The sequence below is a fragment of the Weizmannia sp. FSL W8-0401 genome (genome assembly GCF_038009125.1).
GTDB lineage: Bacteria > Bacillota > Bacilli > Bacillales > Bacillaceae_C > Weizmannia > Weizmannia coagulans.
The window spans coordinates 2,731,083-2,747,041 of record NZ_JBBPAG010000001.1; the positions used below are offsets into that span (position 1 = coordinate 2,731,083).

Genomic DNA, 15,959 nt, shown 5'->3' on the forward strand with positions numbered 1-15,959 from the left:
CTATACTAGCATCAAAGATCCATACCCTCCTGCAACATTTTGATGGCAGTTGGAATCGTTTGTAACAATTCTTTTCTTTCTTCTTTTCTTCCTTTTTCTCTTCCTTCTTCTTTTCCCTTCCTATACCCGCGGTCAAGGTAAGAATTCGGCAGCTTTAGTACTTGTTCTGCTTCGTCACAAACCGGGCTCAATGCTTTTCCCCCTCTATCTGCCTTTTGATTTTCAGGATCTCCTCTTCACTCAAGCCGGATGCTTGGGCAATGATCTTCAAATCCACTTGATTTTTTAACAAGTTGGCAATAAATCTTTTTAACTTTTCTTCACCTTCTTCTTTTCCCTTCCTATACCCGCGGTCAAAGTAAGAATTCGGCAGCTTCAATACTTGCTCTGCTTCATCCGGATCCAGCATTTTAATGTTTTCCATTACTTCCGCCTCCTCTTTTTCATTCAGTTTTAAATAAAAATCAAAGAAACCATATAACAGCCTCATTTTTGCAGGGTCGAGTTCCATCCGGGCTAGCATCCGCAGAAACTCCAGTTTGACCTGCACCCGCTCTTTTTTTGTATACCCCATTTTGCTCAGCAATGCTGCGGCAACGGGATTGTTGCTCCGGATATAATCTCTCCAGTTTTTCTTAATCAGATGAATGGATAAATAGTGAAAACGAAGAATTTCGATGTTGTGGAAGGCAAAGGTGTACGTATCGGGGGTCTCTGTTTTCTCCTCATAACTGAATACGGCAATCGGCAATACTGGTTTACGGTGCCTGAGGCTGATCATCATGTAATAGCGAAATAGTCGCTCAGGAAAAAGTTTCTGGTAATACGACTGGGGCTCTACATGGATGAGAATCACGGTGTCTTTGCCTTTTACCTTCGTCTCGGCAAGGATGTCAACCCGTTTTTGTTCGCCGCCCGGAAAGTCCGTAAACTGTTCCTGCGACAAAAACCTCACACGGCGGTAGTCAAGATCCGCTGACACATCCGGGAAGAACGCTTCCATAAATTCCTTAAAAAAGTTTTGGATCAGCTCCTTAAACAAACGGTCATGCACGTTGTAACCGGCCTGCTTTTCCATTACCAGTTCCAATGGCAAATCGCTCACTCCTTTTCTTATTTTTCAGTTTTATTTTATAGGACAAACGTCCGTTTTTCAATACCTACGTCTAATTCGGAACATTTGCCATCAACGAATTGACAAATTTGGCTGACAACCTGTACGCGCTCAACGTGCTTTGCCCTTTTAAATACTTTTCTTATCAGGATATTGTAAACGGAGACGGCCATAACCCCCTTAACGCTCTCCTTGTACTGTTGCTGATTGCCGCCTTTTCCGCCTGCACTTATTGTTTTACCGGAAACGGGACTTAAATATTTGATATATAGCGGGAAATTCTTGCTTTACGGCATTCTGCCATTTACAATCCGTGAAAAAAGCGCCTGCCGCCCCGGGCGGTGACAGGCGCACATTTTCATTTTTTTCGAAATGCTGTGATCAAGGCAACCAGTGACAGCACAACCGATACGATTGACAAGATAAGCGGCAGGGTGTTGGATGAAGAGCCGGATGTTTTGCCACTGTTGGTTGTTGTATCATGGGTTTGGGATTGGCCGGTATCCGATCCCTTCACTATTTTTGTGATCGAATGAGGGTTGTCGCCGTTTTTGTCCTGCGTCCACTCGACAATGCTGCCGTCTTTGTAATATTGGTACGCGTCCCAGGCGATTTCGGTCTCATGATCTGGGTTTGCGGCAACAATTGTAAACTGCTGGAACTGGCCCGGTAAAATGCCTTTTCCATCAGCCTTAAAAGTAAAATTCTTGGTTTTTCCGTCTGATCCTTTTTCAGCCGAATAGGTCCACCCCGGCACCGGCTCATACGATTCAATTTCGACGCCCTTTGGTGTTTTAATGGTGACTTTGGTCGTTGGAATATTTTTTTCTGTCGGCACTTTAATCGTATAGGTTTCCCATGCGCCGGTTGTGGATGTGGCCGGGCTCACGGTTACGTGGGCACTTGCTGCACCTGCAAACAGAAATAAACCGAAAAATGCCGGCAGCACGACTCTGGCAAACTTTTTCAACATTCTTCATTTTCTCCTTTCATTGGAACCGCTTTTTGAACTCCGTCTTCCCCCTCAATCAGGCTGGCTGCCAACATGAACGGAGAAATCCGTGTCAATGGTATTCAAGTCTTTTTTCAAAACGTGGACATGCACATTCCAGCGGCCTGCCATATTGAAATCCATACCTTTTGCGCGGTAGTAACCGTCTTTGACTTTTTTCAATACTTTCGACTCGCTGCCCATTTCCATTTCAAGCGAAGTAAAAGTTAATGTCACTTGCTCGATGTGCCCAATCGGCCGTCCATTGCGGTCTTTCAGCGACAATGTAAATGTATTTTCCCCTATCACATTCGGAGTGGCCGAAAATGTTACTTCTTGTTGATGGACAGTTTTGGTTTCTTTGAACGGCCCGGGTGCCGCCATTGCAGTCGGCAAGTTCGTCAAAATGACAGAGAGGACGAGCACGGCAAGCCCTGTTGCCAGTTCACCCCATACGGAGGCAAAAATCCCTTTTTTCCTGCTCCGCCTTCCGTTCCAAAAATTCAACGCGGCAAGCATGACCATAACGAGAAACAAAAGGATTTTAGCAGACAGCACTTTCCCATAAGAGGTCGTTGCGAGTGACCGCAAGTTTGGCACATAGGTAATGCTGCCCGAAACGCCTGTCACAGCGAGCACAACGACAAGGGCAATGCCCCATTTTGAAAATGCTCTGATCATCCGGAAGTAAAGCGGCTTTGTATCCTCATGCCTTGCCAATGGCATAAAAACGGCGAACATGGCCAGGCTGCCAATCCAGATTTCTGCCGAAAGCAAATGGAGAAAATCCAGCGCCACCTGCCATACGGGATGCGGGGCTGAAGCAGCATGGCCAATGAACGCTTTGGTGAGCACCCATCCAAGGACGGGAACGAGTGCTGCAAAAAACAAAGCAGGGTTTTTCGTTTTTGAATGAAAAAATGCCAAAGCAGCCAGGCATAGCAACAGAGCAATCTGTATCAGCCATATATGCCCAAAAGCTGTATGTACGATAAAGCTTTTTAATATGCCGGCATGGAGCACATGGCGCCATGAAGTCGTCAGTTCAACGGAAGCCGATAAAGGCAAACTTAATAAAGTGCCCGCGGTCAGGAACAAAATACCTATTTGCAGCATCTTGCCGGCCGCTTTCTTCATATATTGATTGTGGCCGTACTCCCGCGGAACAATGAGCAGAGAAAAGAAAAGCATGCCGGCAATACAAGCAAAACTGGCATATTGCAGCCAGCGGATCAAAATCAAGTCTATTTTTGGTGTGTACCCCGTTTCCGTTCCGGGAGTGGATGGTTGCTTCGCCTGATGCCCGGATCCAACTTGAAAAGGGATAACGCCTTGGACAGGGTGCCCGTCACCGGAAACCGCTTTCCATTGGATTTGATATGTACCTTTTGGCAAGTTTGTGCGCAAGCCGCCAGTTCTGAAGAGTAAATTCATCAATTTTTAGATGTTTTATGATAAAATGACTTATCCACATTTAGAAAATTTTTCCATCTATTTTTTCTGCTTTCAAAGTCAAAAAGAGCCGAATTTGCAAATTTCTTTTTTAAAATTGTGGATAACTTCAAAAAAACCTTTTTTTACATCACATCCTTTGCTATAATATAACCATTAAGTAAACCTTACTTGTATTGGCTTACTTAAATGGGTGAAATCCTCGTCTGTTAAAATGCGTGTCCGAAACGCTTCCAACAGATTTGAGGATTTTTCTTTTGCCGTTTTTTTGAGTGCTTTTAAGATTGACGAACCTTTTTCAAACAGCTGTCTAATAATATCTGTTATTTGAACTAATAAATAATGATTTTTCATGGCTGTGTAGTTTTGGCTATTGGCATGTTCTATATTGTAACGATTATTTTTTTGTTCGTTAAATCCTTGATTTTCAATCTTCCAGCGGCTTCTTCCTGCAGCGATGAGTCGTTCCACGTTCTTTTTCGTGATTTTAATATCCGTTATAAATACATACTCTTTCGATTTCCCATCCTCTGTTTTCATTGTGGCCTCCATCAGATTGACCGTTCTGTCTTTGTAGGCAATATCATTCACCCAAACTAATGAATTCTGATCCTTACTTTGTTCCAGCTCTTTTATTGCCTTAAACTCCGTCGAGATACTTTTAATTCTCCCTTCCTTAAATCTGCATATATATTTCCATTTGTGCGCCCTGCACAGATTAAATACCGTTTCACATGCATAGAGACTATCTCCCAAGATACAAATCGGTAGTCTTTTAAATATTTTTTTTATTTTCTTTGCCAGCCTGTCGAAGGCTTTTAATTCACAATCTTGCTTAGAAACATTTTCTGATTCATTTTCGATAAATTCGGAGGCAATACTGAAGACCATATCCCCCACGACAAGCTTGGCTTCAAGTACATGGTGCATATAAAGTACGTTCGTTTCTCCTGTTTCTTTATTTGTATATGCCCGTCTCAGGCAGTGTTTACAATGTTTCTCATGAAAGGTGTGTAATCCAGTTCCATCAATGATGACACCCCAGTACTTTCCTTCAATTCGATAAGACTCGAGAGACCTTTTTTTCAATAATTCTTTAATCATATACGTTCTAATTTTTTCTAATTCATTTACATCTAAGCCAGATAAAAAGTCGTTAATTGTATCATAATGTGGAAGTTCTTCAAGAGAATCTAAGCCTAACACCTTCCCTACATTTTTAATACATTCTTCTTTATTAAAACTCTCACTCATGTTTCTCATGGATTTTAGGCCGGTCATATTTTTCAACATCATCGTAAATAAAAGGACCTCTGGACCATAAGTGATATAGCTTTGATGTCGGTGGTCTGCTACCTTTTTTAGGTTATTCATCAGGTCTTTGAAAAAATGCTTCTGAATTTTAAGGAACTCGAAAAAATAATTTGCTTCTTTTTCACGATTTCTTTTTTCTTTTCTAGTAACCAAAATAAAAACCCCCTCAAAACAGCGAAGTTTAATTAGGGCTTGCTGAACGAATCGAATATTAGCTTGTATCCGATTTGTCAGTAAGCAATGCCAAAATATTCGTCCAGTAAGCTCTAATTATTTAAATTATTACATATTTAGCCGCATTTTTGGGAGGTATATTTAAATTATCACGAAAAATTTTTACTCCTCAGAGCTGGCAAGCCGCATTCCAAAATAGTTCCATTGCGAAAGTTGATCCTTCCGTCTTTTCGGTCCACCCGCTTCCCATCCTCATCAAATACCTGAATGGAATCATTTACGGGCTGGATTTTCTCATCAAATTGGATTGTCACCTTTTTCGGCGGTGCTTTCCATACTTCATTTTCAGAAGGGCTGGATTTTACGATGTACGCATGCGCAGACGCCATGGAAGGAAAAAGCAGCACCCCGAACAAGAGTAAAGCGGCAAATAAAACGTACTTTCTGGTCTTCAAATGAACCTCCCTCCCTTCAAAATGAGATACGCGCTATTTTCCCGCGATCAAATCCATAATGTACTTGGAAAAATACAATGGGTGATGGAGGGCCGCTCCCTGAGGGCAGCCACTATTAGCTTAATATATGATTTCACGGTTTACAAATGAGAAGGATTTTCAACAAGTGTTTGTGAAAAAATACCTGCCACTTCCCGCAATCCGCCGCGTTTAATCCGGCATTTTACGGGGAGTGGCAGGCACCGTAACAGTAAATGCTGTTTAGGGTTTGCTTTTTACGGGGTGAAGGGATGGGGCCCTTTCGGATCATTTGTCAATGCCTGTAATGATTAGCCCTTTTTTACAAGATTCACCAATATTCCCTTGTTTTTAAACTTCGGGTATGCGATCAGCCGGTTCAGATCTTTTACGGTTAATGCAGAAGGCGGGATGGCGAGTTCGTATTCGCCCCGCAACTGATATACGAGTGACAGCGCATATTCCGTTTGTTTCGGTGTCAGTGAATCATCTTCCGCACTGGCATTTTCATAGGAAAATTGTCGCAGCCGGTATAGTATAATGAGTAAAAAAGATGGTTTGGAAGGAATTGGAATGGCCGTTACGATTCCTGAGTCAATCAGGTCTTCCGCAACAGCGGGAGAGCGCTGTTGTTCCGTGCGCTGAAACCATCCGGAAAGCACGGTTAGAAAGGAACGGTTTTGCGGAAGCAGGTCAGCCAATAAGCATTGCTGGGCGCAAAAGCAGGAAAAAAATCGATGTGCAAAAACGGCGGGACACTTTATGTTGCCCGCCGTTTTGGATGGCAATACGATGGAAATCCCCCGCCAGATTTGGCGGTTGCCGCGCATTTCAGGCTCCGGCCCGTTTTCCAAAAGCGAAGTGCTAGTCCATGTTTAATATCCCGTTTTGTGGAATCTCAATTTGGAAATGGGTTCCTTCCGCTGAACTTTCAACGATCCGGATATTGCCGAGATGCTCAATGATAATCTTTTTCACATAAGGCAAGCCTAATCCCATTCCTTCAGGTTTCAATGACAAAAAAGGGTTAAAAACACTTTCCCAGTGTTCCCGCCCAATCCCTGTGCCAGTATCTTTAAAATGGATCATAATCATTTCCTGGTCCACTTCAATCCGGATCGCAATCCTTTTGTCCTTTCTATCTTCGGGAATCGCCTCTATGCTATTCTTAATAAGATTGATAAAAACTTGTTTCAAATTTGCTTTATTTACGTACGCATCAAGGGAATGATAACAATTCAGCAGTTCAACTTCGATCTGATGTTTTGTTAAAATGGCTTGGGAAAACGCAAGAGACTCCTTGATGATCGATTCCAGATTTTCTTTCTTAAAAGTGGTGGAAGATGATTTCAAATAGGTCTTGTAGTTATCTACTAAGTCATCTAAATGCTCAGAAGTTTTTTCTATCATATTCAAATAAGCTTTATCTTTTTTATCCATACCAGCGCTTGCATTTAACATTTGGGAAAAGCCCTTAATGATTTGATTCGCATTTTTCACTTCATGAATCAGACTTCCGGCTAAGTTGCCGGTGTAGTCCAATTTCATCTGCCTTTCCATTATTTCATAATAGTTTGCCTTTATATTTGCACCTAATTTTATGAACTCCATGACGATCAAGGTTGAGAAAATGATAACCCCGATACTGCTGGAAATACCACCGGTTCCAGGAGAAAAGTTTAAAAAACCGAATATGTATAAAAGCAGGGAATACAGGCTAAACCTGGCCAGGAATCTTTTGATATTTTGGTTTACCATTCCTTTGGTCATCATGAATATAAGGATTAAAAACAGTAAGAAGCTGCCCATATGTAAAATATATAGCCAGATCAGCGGCCCGTATTCAGGAAATAAAAAGAGGGTATTTGCCCCATTTTTATTCGCCATATACAAGCCTTTTGTACCTAAACTTGTCCAGTTTATAAAATAAATAACCGTACTCCAGAAAATCAAAAAATATAAAACCTTTTTATTGAGTAAAACATTCGATAGTTTGTCCAGCCATTTCCGTCCTGCCAGAAGTGCCGGCTGGCCTTTTATGATAGAAAAAGCAATGTAATAGACAACCGGTATGGAAAAAGTCGTCCCGCCCCGAAGAAATTTGAAAAGAACAAGGATCGTTTCCTTGCTTAATACTTTTCCGAGAAAAAGGACGCCTATATCGAATTGCCAGGCCGTGATCAAAAGCATATAGAATCCCAATATCCGAGACAGCTTTGACTCTTTATAAAGTGATTGCATACTCACGGCCAAGACAATCGGAATGAATCCTATCGTAAAAATCAATACCCCCATAACGATAGTACCTCATCCCCTTTCTAACTCTTGGTGTATTTCTTCATATAGGCACATGCGTTATTGCCGCCAAATCCATGGTTGGTGATGGCCACTTCATGAATCTCCCGATAGAGGGTCTCTGTTACAATATTCATTTCTTCATACCCGCGCCTCGTTGTCCGAATCGTTGGCGGGATAAAGCCATGTTGCATGCTTAAAAGCGATGAAATGACTTGCAAAATACCAATGGCGCCAAAAGGGTTCCCATACATGCTTTTGATTGAAGTATAGGGAACTTCATGGTTAAACAACTGTTTGGAACAGTGCTGCTCGATTTGGTCGTTCAGTTCAATGCCAAGTGCCTGGCTGTTGATGTAATCCGGTTTTCTTCCCATTGTGACTTCTTTTAACGCGTTTAACATTTGGTCCCCGGATCCGTCCAATGAAAAAATGTTGATCCCATCATTATTGGAAACGACATCAACGATTTCGCCTTTTATATCCGCTTTTCGTTGAACGGCATCTTCTTCCCTCTCCAGCACGATTGCCCCTGCCGCTTCCGACATTGCAAACCCTTTGCTTCCTTTTTGAAACGGCACAGCGCCTTCTTCAAGCGTTTGGTTAAGCGGTATCGTTTTTGTTTTGGCAAACGCATAAGTTGTCGCATTGCATATCGGGCTGTCCGTTCCGCCGACAATGGCCGCATCCACTTTTCCGCTTTTCAAGTAAAGGATTGCATCTTCTACTGCTTCCAAACTGGAAGTGCAACCTGTTGTAATCGTTTTTTCGACGCCCCTGGCCCCAATATAATGGCCAATGGCAGCCGTAATACTATGGTAATTCGCATAGTGGGAGAATATGAGCGATACTTTTCGATACAGTTCATGATTAGCGTAGTGAATGGAATCCTGGTACAGTTTCTCTCCCGTAGCACCAAGGGATAATCCGAAAAACAAGCCTACTTTTTTATGCCGGACATCCAGCCTAGAAGACACGATTGCTTCTTTCACTGCAGCGGTCCCCATTTTTGTTACTTTTGGGAGGCGCTTTAGTTTATCATCTGCTTCTATTTGTTTCAATTCTTCATCCTGGATAAGCCCGGCAATGGTTGATTCTCCTTTTGGCCCCATGCCCTCCGCCACTTGTAATGTGCAGACGCCGTTTTTCAAATTAAACAAATACTGATCAATGTTCCTCGTATTTGGCGCAAATATCCCGTATCCGGTACATACTATTTTCATAACGGCCCCACCTATCGAGTATTTTACTTGCCTATTATAGCAAAAACACGCCCATTTTGATTTATTGTTTTGAAAAAATACAATGGTTTTGCAAATCGTGCTGCCCCTTGCAAAAAAGCGATTTCATTAAAAGCTGTCCATCAATGCGCAGGCGAATGGATTACATCAATTTTTTTAAAAAATAGTTGCAATCTCCTCCCGCCTGAGGTATACTAAAGAAGAATTATTTTTGTTCGGTGTAAAGAATGGCATAGTGAATGACTTTTCATCTTGATGACCACCTTGGACAAGGATAGTAACACATTGTGTGCAGTTGCACACCAGGAGGCAATATAAATGGAACAAGGTACAGTAAAATGGTTTAACGCAGATAAGGGCTTTGGCTTTATTGAACGAAATGGTGCAGACGATGTATTCGTTCACTTCTCTGCTATCCAAGGTGAGGGCTTCAAAACTTTAGACGAAGGTCAAAAAGTAACTTTTGATGTTGAACAAGGATCCCGCGGGCCACAAGCAGCAAACGTTGAAAAAGCTTAATGTAGAGAAAATGATAAAAACAGGCTCTTTATAAAGAGGGCCTGTTTTTTTATTTCTTCAAAAACCAAAACACGCTCACTTATGTAGCAGGAAATTGAAACAAACAGGCGCCATGCCAGTCGACAAATAGTGAAAATCCGTTGCTACAACCAGGATTATATCTTTGGAAAATCCGCATTTCCTTCAAAGAAATTCTTATAAGCAGTCTGTAAGTTCATTTGTGCATTTGCCAAAGCTAAAGAATCCACTTCTTTTAGGAATGGAAATTCACTTTTATATTTTGCAGGGGTCGGAAACTTTTGCTTTTTAAGCGATTCTTTATCATCCTTGAACTTTTCATACGTTTCTTTGCGTTCAGCTAACATCTTATTGTAGACAAAGCGAACACAACCAAATGTCTTAGCTAATAATGCGGATTGTTCTTTGTTTGGTAACAAACGAAACTTGAAAGCTTTGTTTTGCTTGGCCATATCAATTCACCTCACTTTTGACCTTGATTTTCAATATATTTTTTGATGGTATCTATTGGAGCGCCGCCTGTTGTAAGTAGGCAGAAACTTCTTGACCAAAACATTTTTTCCATAGTTTTTTTCTTATATGTGGAAAGTCTCTTTTTATCAGTCGAGAACTTGCACTCTTATAGGCGTTGATGAACTTTGATAGTTCAGAGTTAGGATTTGCTTTGAATAAGATGTGGATATGGTCTTTATCATGATTCCATTCCACTAAAGAAATATTGTATTTACTTCCAATCTCAGCGAACATATCTTTTGCAAAATCAGATATTTCGCTATCGAACACTTGTCTACGGTATTTTACAACCAATACAAGGTGGTATGCAGTAAGAATACTGGATGATTATTACTATCTAATTTCATTGATATATCAACCCTTTATTCCATCTAAGACTGGTTAGATCAAAACCTTTGGCTAAAGCCAACCGAAATTCATCTCCCACCTACTCATTGGTGCTATTCGCACCTTCACATTCCTTGAGGATGGGAGACTTCTTTCAGAAAGCCGTTAAAAAAGTGTATTGTGGCCCGGAAAAACATCTAAAGCCCCCCGAAACAGAACAATCAGGAGCAATTTACCAACTTGTCTCAGATACATAAATATTTTGCTTAAAGGATGCAATTGTTCAAGCAAACCCCATTCCTCGGCAACAGAAAAACAGGAGACACTTGGTAACATTTACTCGTATTTTGGAAAAGAAAAAATCCCCCCACCTTTTTGGTTGGTTTTTCTGAACAAACCTAATTATATCAGAGGTCCGGGCATTTTTTCACTTTAGCTGCTACTCTACTCTCTCCATTTCCATCATCCCTGTGCCCGCTCCCCCATTTGCTGCACTCGCCGTTCCCGATATGACAGGCATGCACATCCAGAAAATTTCCGGCTGGTTTTCAATTTTTCCGGCGGTGCGGTTTATCCGGATACATGAACATCTATATTAAAACCGTCCCGGCCTGGAAAACATAAGCAAAAAGACGGATGGACATGCTTCTTTAGGCTGGTAGACTAAAAATGAAAGGGATTACAAAAGGGAGGGATGGCGTTTTTGAAAAGATCCGGATTGTTTGTCGTATGTTTTGCGTTGTTGTTTTCGCTTATGCCCGGCTTCCGTGGACAAGCGAAACAGGATGGGCATTGGAGAACAAGGGCAAAAGAACGCTGGGTGTCTCATGAATTGAAAAAGATGACAGTCGAGGAAAAAGTCGGGCAGCTGTTCATTGTTCATGCTTACGGAAAAACACCGGAGGATCCCGCCTACGCCGAAACGAATATCGAAAAAGGGCGTGGCGGCACAAACTTCAAAGAAATCATCGAAAAATACCATATTGGCGGCGTCATCTATTTCAACTGGTCGGATAATATCAGCACCCCTGTTGATGCCAGACAAGTGCAGCAGTTATCCAACGGGCTACAGAAAATTGCGTTAAAACAAAAGCCCCGCATTCCGCTCTTTATTTCTACGGACCAGGAAGGCGGCGCGGTTGCCCGTGTACTCGAACCGGGAGCCGTTTTCCCGGGGAATATGGCACTCGCAGCAACCAGGTCTGCAGCCAACGCGAAAAAGGCTGCAGAGATCATGGCGGTAGAACTGAAAAGTCTCGGCATCAATATGGACTTTGCCCCGGATCTCGATGTCAATGTAAATCCGGCCAACCCGGTGATCGGCGTCCGTTCATATTCAGAAAATCCGGACCTTGTCGCATCACTTGGCATTGCCCAAATTGCAGGATTTCAAAGCCAAAATGTAGCCGCCACCGGTAAACACTTTCCGGGCCACGGGGATACGAATGTCGATTCCCATTACGGCCTGCCTGTCATCCATCACGACTTGAAAACATTAAATCATGTGGATTTAAAACCGTTTAAGGCCGCGATTGCTTCCGGCGTTGACGCAATCATGACCGCGCACATTGTTGTACCGGCACTCGATGGTTCCGGCCTGCCGGCGACGCTTTCGAAAAAGATCATGACCGGCCTCCTCCGTGAAAAACTGGGTTACGACGGGCTGATTGTGACCGACAGCCTCGATATGTCCGGCGCAAACGTCCTTCCTCCCGGCCAAGTACCGGTAGCAGCATTCAATGCGGGCGCGGATATTTTACTCAATCCGCCCGATGTGGAAGTGGCCTGGAATGCTGTGCGAAATGCAGTAAAAACCGGAGAAATCAGCCGGAAACGCCTGGATGAATCTGTCGCGAGAATTTTACGGGTGAAATATGAACGCGGCATTGTCCGGAACCCGTTTACATCTGAAAAATCGCTAAGCTATTTCGGCACCCCTGAACATTTGAAAGCCGCACAAAAAATGGCGGACGAAAGCATCACAATGGTTAAAAACGAAAATCAAATATTGCCGCTGAATCAAACGAAAAAAATATTCGTAACCGGCCCATCTGTTGCAAACAGCAGCCGCCTTGCCGGCCTTCTGAAAGAAAAAGGGTTTATAACCGAAAATACGAGCACAGCGGCTGCGCCAACACAGGCAGAAACAGCTACGGCAGTTGGAAAAGCACAAAATGCCGACGTGATTGTCGCTGCCGCTTACAATGCAAATACCAATACCGCGCAACAGGCATTTTTAAGAGCGCTGAAAAAAACAGGCAAACCGGTTGTAATGGTTTCAATGGGCAATCCTTACGACATCATGGGCGCGCCTGATGTGGACGCGAATCTTCTGGCCTATGGAAACCGCAGCGTTTCTGTACAATCCGCTGCAAAAGCGCTCACAGGCGAAATCAACCCCGGCGGAAAATTGCCTGTCACCATTCCGGGGTACGCTCCGTTCGGCCACGGTCTTCATTACTAAAAGGGGGGGACTTGCTTGAAGAACAAAGGGGTAAAATTCGTTTTATGGGTTGGATGCATCATTTTGTTGGCGGCCGGGGCCATTCCGTCTCTTGCCTTTGCATCCGGATATCATGGCCATCCGTCTTCCTGGGATGCACCCGGAAAAAGCTCAGCAGTACTGCATAAAGGAACGCCCGCGTCTGCCGGAATGTCCCAAGGCCCGCTCACAGACATTGACAGAGCGGTAAATGACGCGATTGCGCAAAAAGCCATGCCGGGCGCTGTTGTGCTTGTCGCAAGGAAAGGCACGATCGCAAAAGAACAGGCATACGGATATGCATACCGTTATACAGACGACCAGTTTACAGAAGCATCTGCCCCGGTCCTTGCAAAAACAAACACCATTTACGACATTGCTTCGATCAGCAAATTATTTACATCCATTGCAGCCATGCAGCTGTTTGAAAAGCGGAAATTTGCGCTTGATGACCCTGTCGCAAAATATATTCCTGTATTCGCGGAAAACGGAAAGGAGAACGTGACCATCCGCCAGCTGTTGACGCATACTTCCGGGTTTGAGGCGGGAATCCCGGTTTATAAAATGGGAACATCCCGCAAAGACCGGCTCGAAATCGTTCTGAAGCACGGGCTGCAAAATCCCCCGGGAACGGCGTACACGTACAGCGATTTAAACATGATTACGCTGGGCGTTTTGGTTGAAGTTGTGAGCGGGCAGCGGCTGGATGCTTATGTAAAAACGCACATTACCGCCCCTCTCGGCATGCGCGATACGATGTATAATCCGCCCGCTTCGTTAAAGGCGCGCATTGCCGCAACGGAATTTCAGCCGTGGACTGGAAGAGGGATGATCCGGGGGCAGGTGCATGACGAAAACGCGTGGGCGCTGGATGGCGTTGCCGGGCATGCGGGCGTTTTTTCCACCGCACATGACCTCGCTATCCTTGCGCAAACGATTTTGCAAAATGGCAAATATGCGGGCGCCCGGATTTTAAAACCGGAAACGGTCCGGCTGATGGAACAGAATATGAACAGCGCTTTTCCCGGCGATGATCACGGGCCCGGCTTTGAATTAAACCAGGGATGGTACATGGATGCGCTCTCCGATACAAATACAATGGGCCATACCGGCTACACCGGCACCTCGATGGTGATCAGCCCGAAAAACCAAACAACGGTCATTTTATTGACCAACCGCGTTCATCCAACCCGGAACACTGTCTCGACAAACGGAATCAGGCGATCTGTTGCCAGGCTTGCGGCGGACGCCATCCCGGTTAACGTTCCGGATAAACGCGGCGCATGGTTTGCCGGTTACGGCGACAATAGAAAAGCTGTGCTGGAGGCGGATGTTGACTTGAAAAGGCCGGCGTTTCTCCGTTTTTGGACCTGGTACCGCATCGAGCAAAACGCAGACTTTGGGAAAGTGGAGGTTTCAACAGACGGGAAAAACTGGACGAAAGCCGGCAATGCTTTAACCGGATCAAGCGGCAACTGGCGGAAAATGTCTATCCCGCTCCCTGCTGGCACGAAACATATCCGCTTTGTGTATGAAACCGACGGGTCAGTGAACGGCCGCGGCTGGTATGTGCTCCATCCGTCCATCGTCTCACACGGAAAAATTGCGAAAGTATCTTTTACAAGCCGTGATTGGGCTTTGCGGAACCGTTAAGGGGGGAAAATGGATGAAAAGGCTCGCTGCCATATTGGCGCTTATGATCGCTTTCAGCTGCCTGGCCGTGGTGCATGCGGCCCGGGGCAATCAGCCGCATGAAAAACAAAAACACCATTCTTTTCAGCTCGGTGTCGACGTTCTTTTGAAAGATAAGGTCCATTTGCTGAAAGGAAAACGGGTCGGGCTGATCACAAACCCGACCGGTGTCGACCAATCGTTAAATAGTATCGTCGACAGATTTGCCAGGAATCCGGATATTCATTTGACCGCCCTTTTTGGCCCGGAACACGGGGTGCGCGGCAGTGCGGACGCCGGTGCCTATGTTCCGTTTTATACCGATTCGAAAACGCGGCTTCCGGTTTACAGTTTGTACGGCGAAACGAAAAAGCCGACACCTGAAATGCTGAAGGATGTCGATGTGCTTGTCTTTGATATTCAGGATGTTGGCGCAAGATTTTACACTTATATTTACACAATGGCCTATGCGATGGAAGCAGCGAAGGAAAAAGGCATCCCGTTCATCGTGCTCGACCGCCCGAACCCGATTGGCGGCACGAAAGTCGAGGGGCCGGTGCTTGATCCAGCCTATTCTTCTTTTGTCGGAATGTACCCGATCGCGCTCCGCCATGGGATGACAGCGGGAGAGCTTGCCAAATATTTTAACAAAGAATGCGGAATCGGCGCAGGTCTCACAGTTGTGCCGATGAAAGGCTGGCACAGGGATATGTACGCGGATGGCACCCCGCTCCAGTGGGTGATGCCGTCCCCGAACATGCCGACATTGGACACGGCGATCGTCTATCCTGGTGCGGCGCTCATTGAAGGGACAAATATTTCGGAAGGCAGGGGTACGACCCGCCCGTTTGAGTTGATCGGGGCACCGTTCATTGACGGGGACTTGCTAGCGGAGAAATTGAATGCTCTCGGTTTGCCGGGCGTCCGCTTCCGGAGCGCGTCTTTTACACCAACAACCTCAAAATGGGCCGGCAAGCTCGCAAACGGGATCCAAATCCATGTCACGGACCGCAATGCTTACCAGTCTGTTGAAACCGGCGTTGCAATGGTCAAAACGATCCATGACCTGTATCCCGGCCAATTCGCTTTCCGGGCAGAAGACAAAAACGGCATTTCTTATTTTGACCAGCTGATTGGAAACGGCTGGGTCAGGCAGGATATCAACCGCGGCACTTCCCTTAAAACCATTGCCCAAAAATGGCAAAGGGACTTGGGTGCCTGGAAGAAAAAACGGGAAAAATATTTGATGTATGATTGAAAAAACGCCCCCAGCCTGAGCCGGATTGGGGGCGTTTTGAACCCGCTTCAGGAAATGGGGGGAACATATGTTTTTCCACGATCATTTTCGCCAGCAAATGGCCACGCCTGTCTCTTC

12 protein-coding genes and 3 pseudogenes are annotated in these 15,959 nt (G+C 44.7%); 4 read left to right on the top strand and 11 right to left on the bottom strand.

Annotated features, from left to right (window positions below):
- Positions 1 to 14: 14 nt before the first annotated feature.
- From NSU00_RS13345 to NSU00_RS13385, 9 genes and pseudogenes are all read right to left on the bottom strand, one after another.
- Positions 15 to 191: pseudogene (locus tag NSU00_RS13345) on the bottom strand (DUF4351 domain-containing protein); the annotation flags it as partial.
- Positions 188 to 1,090 (bottom strand): Rpn family recombination-promoting nuclease/putative transposase, encoded by a 903-nt coding sequence (locus tag NSU00_RS13350; protein WP_042512562.1) that lies wholly within the window; start codon positions 1,088 to 1,090, stop codon positions 188 to 190. The gene NSU00_RS13350 and the pseudogene NSU00_RS13345, both read right to left, overlap by 4 nt.
- 382 nt (positions 1,091 to 1,472) lie before the next feature.
- Entirely contained in the window at positions 1,473 to 2,087 is a 615-nt protein-coding gene (locus NSU00_RS13355; RefSeq protein WP_328194508.1) for a YcnI family copper-binding membrane protein, read from the bottom strand.
- A gap of 51 nt (positions 2,088 to 2,138) precedes the next feature.
- A complete protein-coding gene (locus NSU00_RS13360) occupies positions 2,139 to 3,500 on the bottom strand; it encodes a CopD family protein (protein ID WP_340703801.1) in 1,362 nt (453 codons plus the stop codon).
- Between the two features lie 213 nt (positions 3,501 to 3,713).
- Entirely contained in the window at positions 3,714 to 5,024 is a 1,311-nt protein-coding gene (locus tag NSU00_RS13365; RefSeq protein ID WP_340703301.1) for a transposase family protein, read from the bottom strand.
- A gap of 170 nt (positions 5,025 to 5,194) precedes the next feature.
- A complete protein-coding gene (locus tag NSU00_RS13370; protein WP_340703802.1) occupies positions 5,195 to 5,500 on the bottom strand; it encodes a copper resistance CopC family protein in 306 nt (101 codons plus the stop codon).
- 329 nt (positions 5,501 to 5,829) lie between these two features.
- The gene (locus tag NSU00_RS13375) at positions 5,830 to 6,219 is read right to left on the bottom strand and encodes a hypothetical protein (RefSeq protein WP_340703803.1); all 390 of its coding nucleotides are present in this window, start codon (positions 6,217 to 6,219) and stop codon (positions 5,830 to 5,832) included.
- A gap of 163 nt (positions 6,220 to 6,382) precedes the next feature.
- The gene (locus tag NSU00_RS13380) at positions 6,383 to 7,813 is read right to left on the bottom strand and encodes a HAMP domain-containing sensor histidine kinase (protein WP_340703804.1); all 1,431 of its coding nucleotides are present in this window, start codon (positions 7,811 to 7,813) and stop codon (positions 6,383 to 6,385) included.
- Between the two features lie 23 nt (positions 7,814 to 7,836).
- Entirely contained in the window at positions 7,837 to 9,036 is a 1,200-nt protein-coding gene (locus NSU00_RS13385; protein WP_118499398.1) for a beta-ketoacyl synthase N-terminal-like domain-containing protein, read from the bottom strand.
- A 336-nt stretch (positions 9,037 to 9,372) separates the two neighbouring features.
- On the opposite strand from NSU00_RS13385, the gene NSU00_RS13390 reads away from it, so the two are divergent.
- Entirely contained in the window at positions 9,373 to 9,573 is a 201-nt protein-coding gene (locus tag NSU00_RS13390; protein ID WP_017554831.1) for a cold shock domain-containing protein, read from the top strand.
- Positions 9,574 to 9,734: 161 nt separating this feature from the next.
- Here the strand turns inward: NSU00_RS13390 and NSU00_RS13395 are convergent.
- A pseudogene (locus tag NSU00_RS13395) lies at positions 9,735 to 10,043 on the bottom strand (helix-turn-helix domain-containing protein); the annotation flags it as partial.
- Between the two features lie 11 nt (positions 10,044 to 10,054).
- Positions 10,055 to 10,451, bottom strand: a pseudogene (gene tnpA / locus NSU00_RS13400) (IS200/IS605 family transposase).
- Positions 10,452 to 11,125: 674 nt separating this feature from the next.
- Here tnpA and NSU00_RS13405 point away from each other — a divergent pair.
- The 3 genes from NSU00_RS13405 to NSU00_RS13415 are packed head-to-tail and all read left to right on the top strand — an operon-like array spanning position 11,126 to position 15,842.
- Complete coding sequence (locus tag NSU00_RS13405; RefSeq protein ID WP_235801717.1) at positions 11,126 to 12,895, top strand: glycoside hydrolase family 3 protein; 1,770 nt, start codon at positions 11,126 to 11,128, stop codon at positions 12,893 to 12,895.
- Between the two features lie 15 nt (positions 12,896 to 12,910).
- On the top strand, positions 12,911 to 14,566 hold the full coding sequence (locus tag NSU00_RS13410) for a serine hydrolase (protein ID WP_340703805.1): 1,656 nt from the start codon (positions 12,911 to 12,913) through the stop codon (positions 14,564 to 14,566).
- 13 nt (positions 14,567 to 14,579) lie between these two features.
- Positions 14,580 to 15,842: an exo-beta-N-acetylmuramidase NamZ family protein gene (locus NSU00_RS13415; RefSeq protein WP_328193987.1), complete on the top strand. Its 1,263-nt coding sequence runs from the start codon at positions 14,580 to 14,582 to the stop codon at positions 15,840 to 15,842.
- Positions 15,843 to 15,959 lie beyond the last annotated feature (117 nt).

What these genes read in the sequence shown, in the direction of transcription:
- NSU00_RS13380 (WP_340703804.1), bottom strand. Translation starts at nt 7,813, where the DNA reads ATGGGGGTATTGATTTTTACGATAGGATTCATTCCGATTGTCTTGGCC.
- NSU00_RS13405 (WP_235801717.1), top strand. Translation starts at nt 11,126, where the DNA reads ATGGCGTTTTTGAAAAGATCCGGATTGTTTGTCGTATGTTTTGCGTTG.
- NSU00_RS13415 (WP_328193987.1), top strand. Translation starts at nt 14,580, where the DNA reads ATGAAAAGGCTCGCTGCCATATTGGCGCTTATGATCGCTTTCAGCTGC.
- NSU00_RS13390 (WP_017554831.1), top strand. Translation starts at nt 9,373, where the DNA reads ATGGAACAAGGTACAGTAAAATGGTTTAACGCAGATAAGGGCTTTGGC.
- NSU00_RS13355 (WP_328194508.1), bottom strand. Translation starts at nt 2,087, where the DNA reads ATGTTGAAAAAGTTTGCCAGAGTCGTGCTGCCGGCATTTTTCGGTTTA.
- NSU00_RS13385 (WP_118499398.1), bottom strand. Translation starts at nt 9,036, where the DNA reads ATGAAAATAGTATGTACCGGATACGGGATATTTGCGCCAAATACGAGG.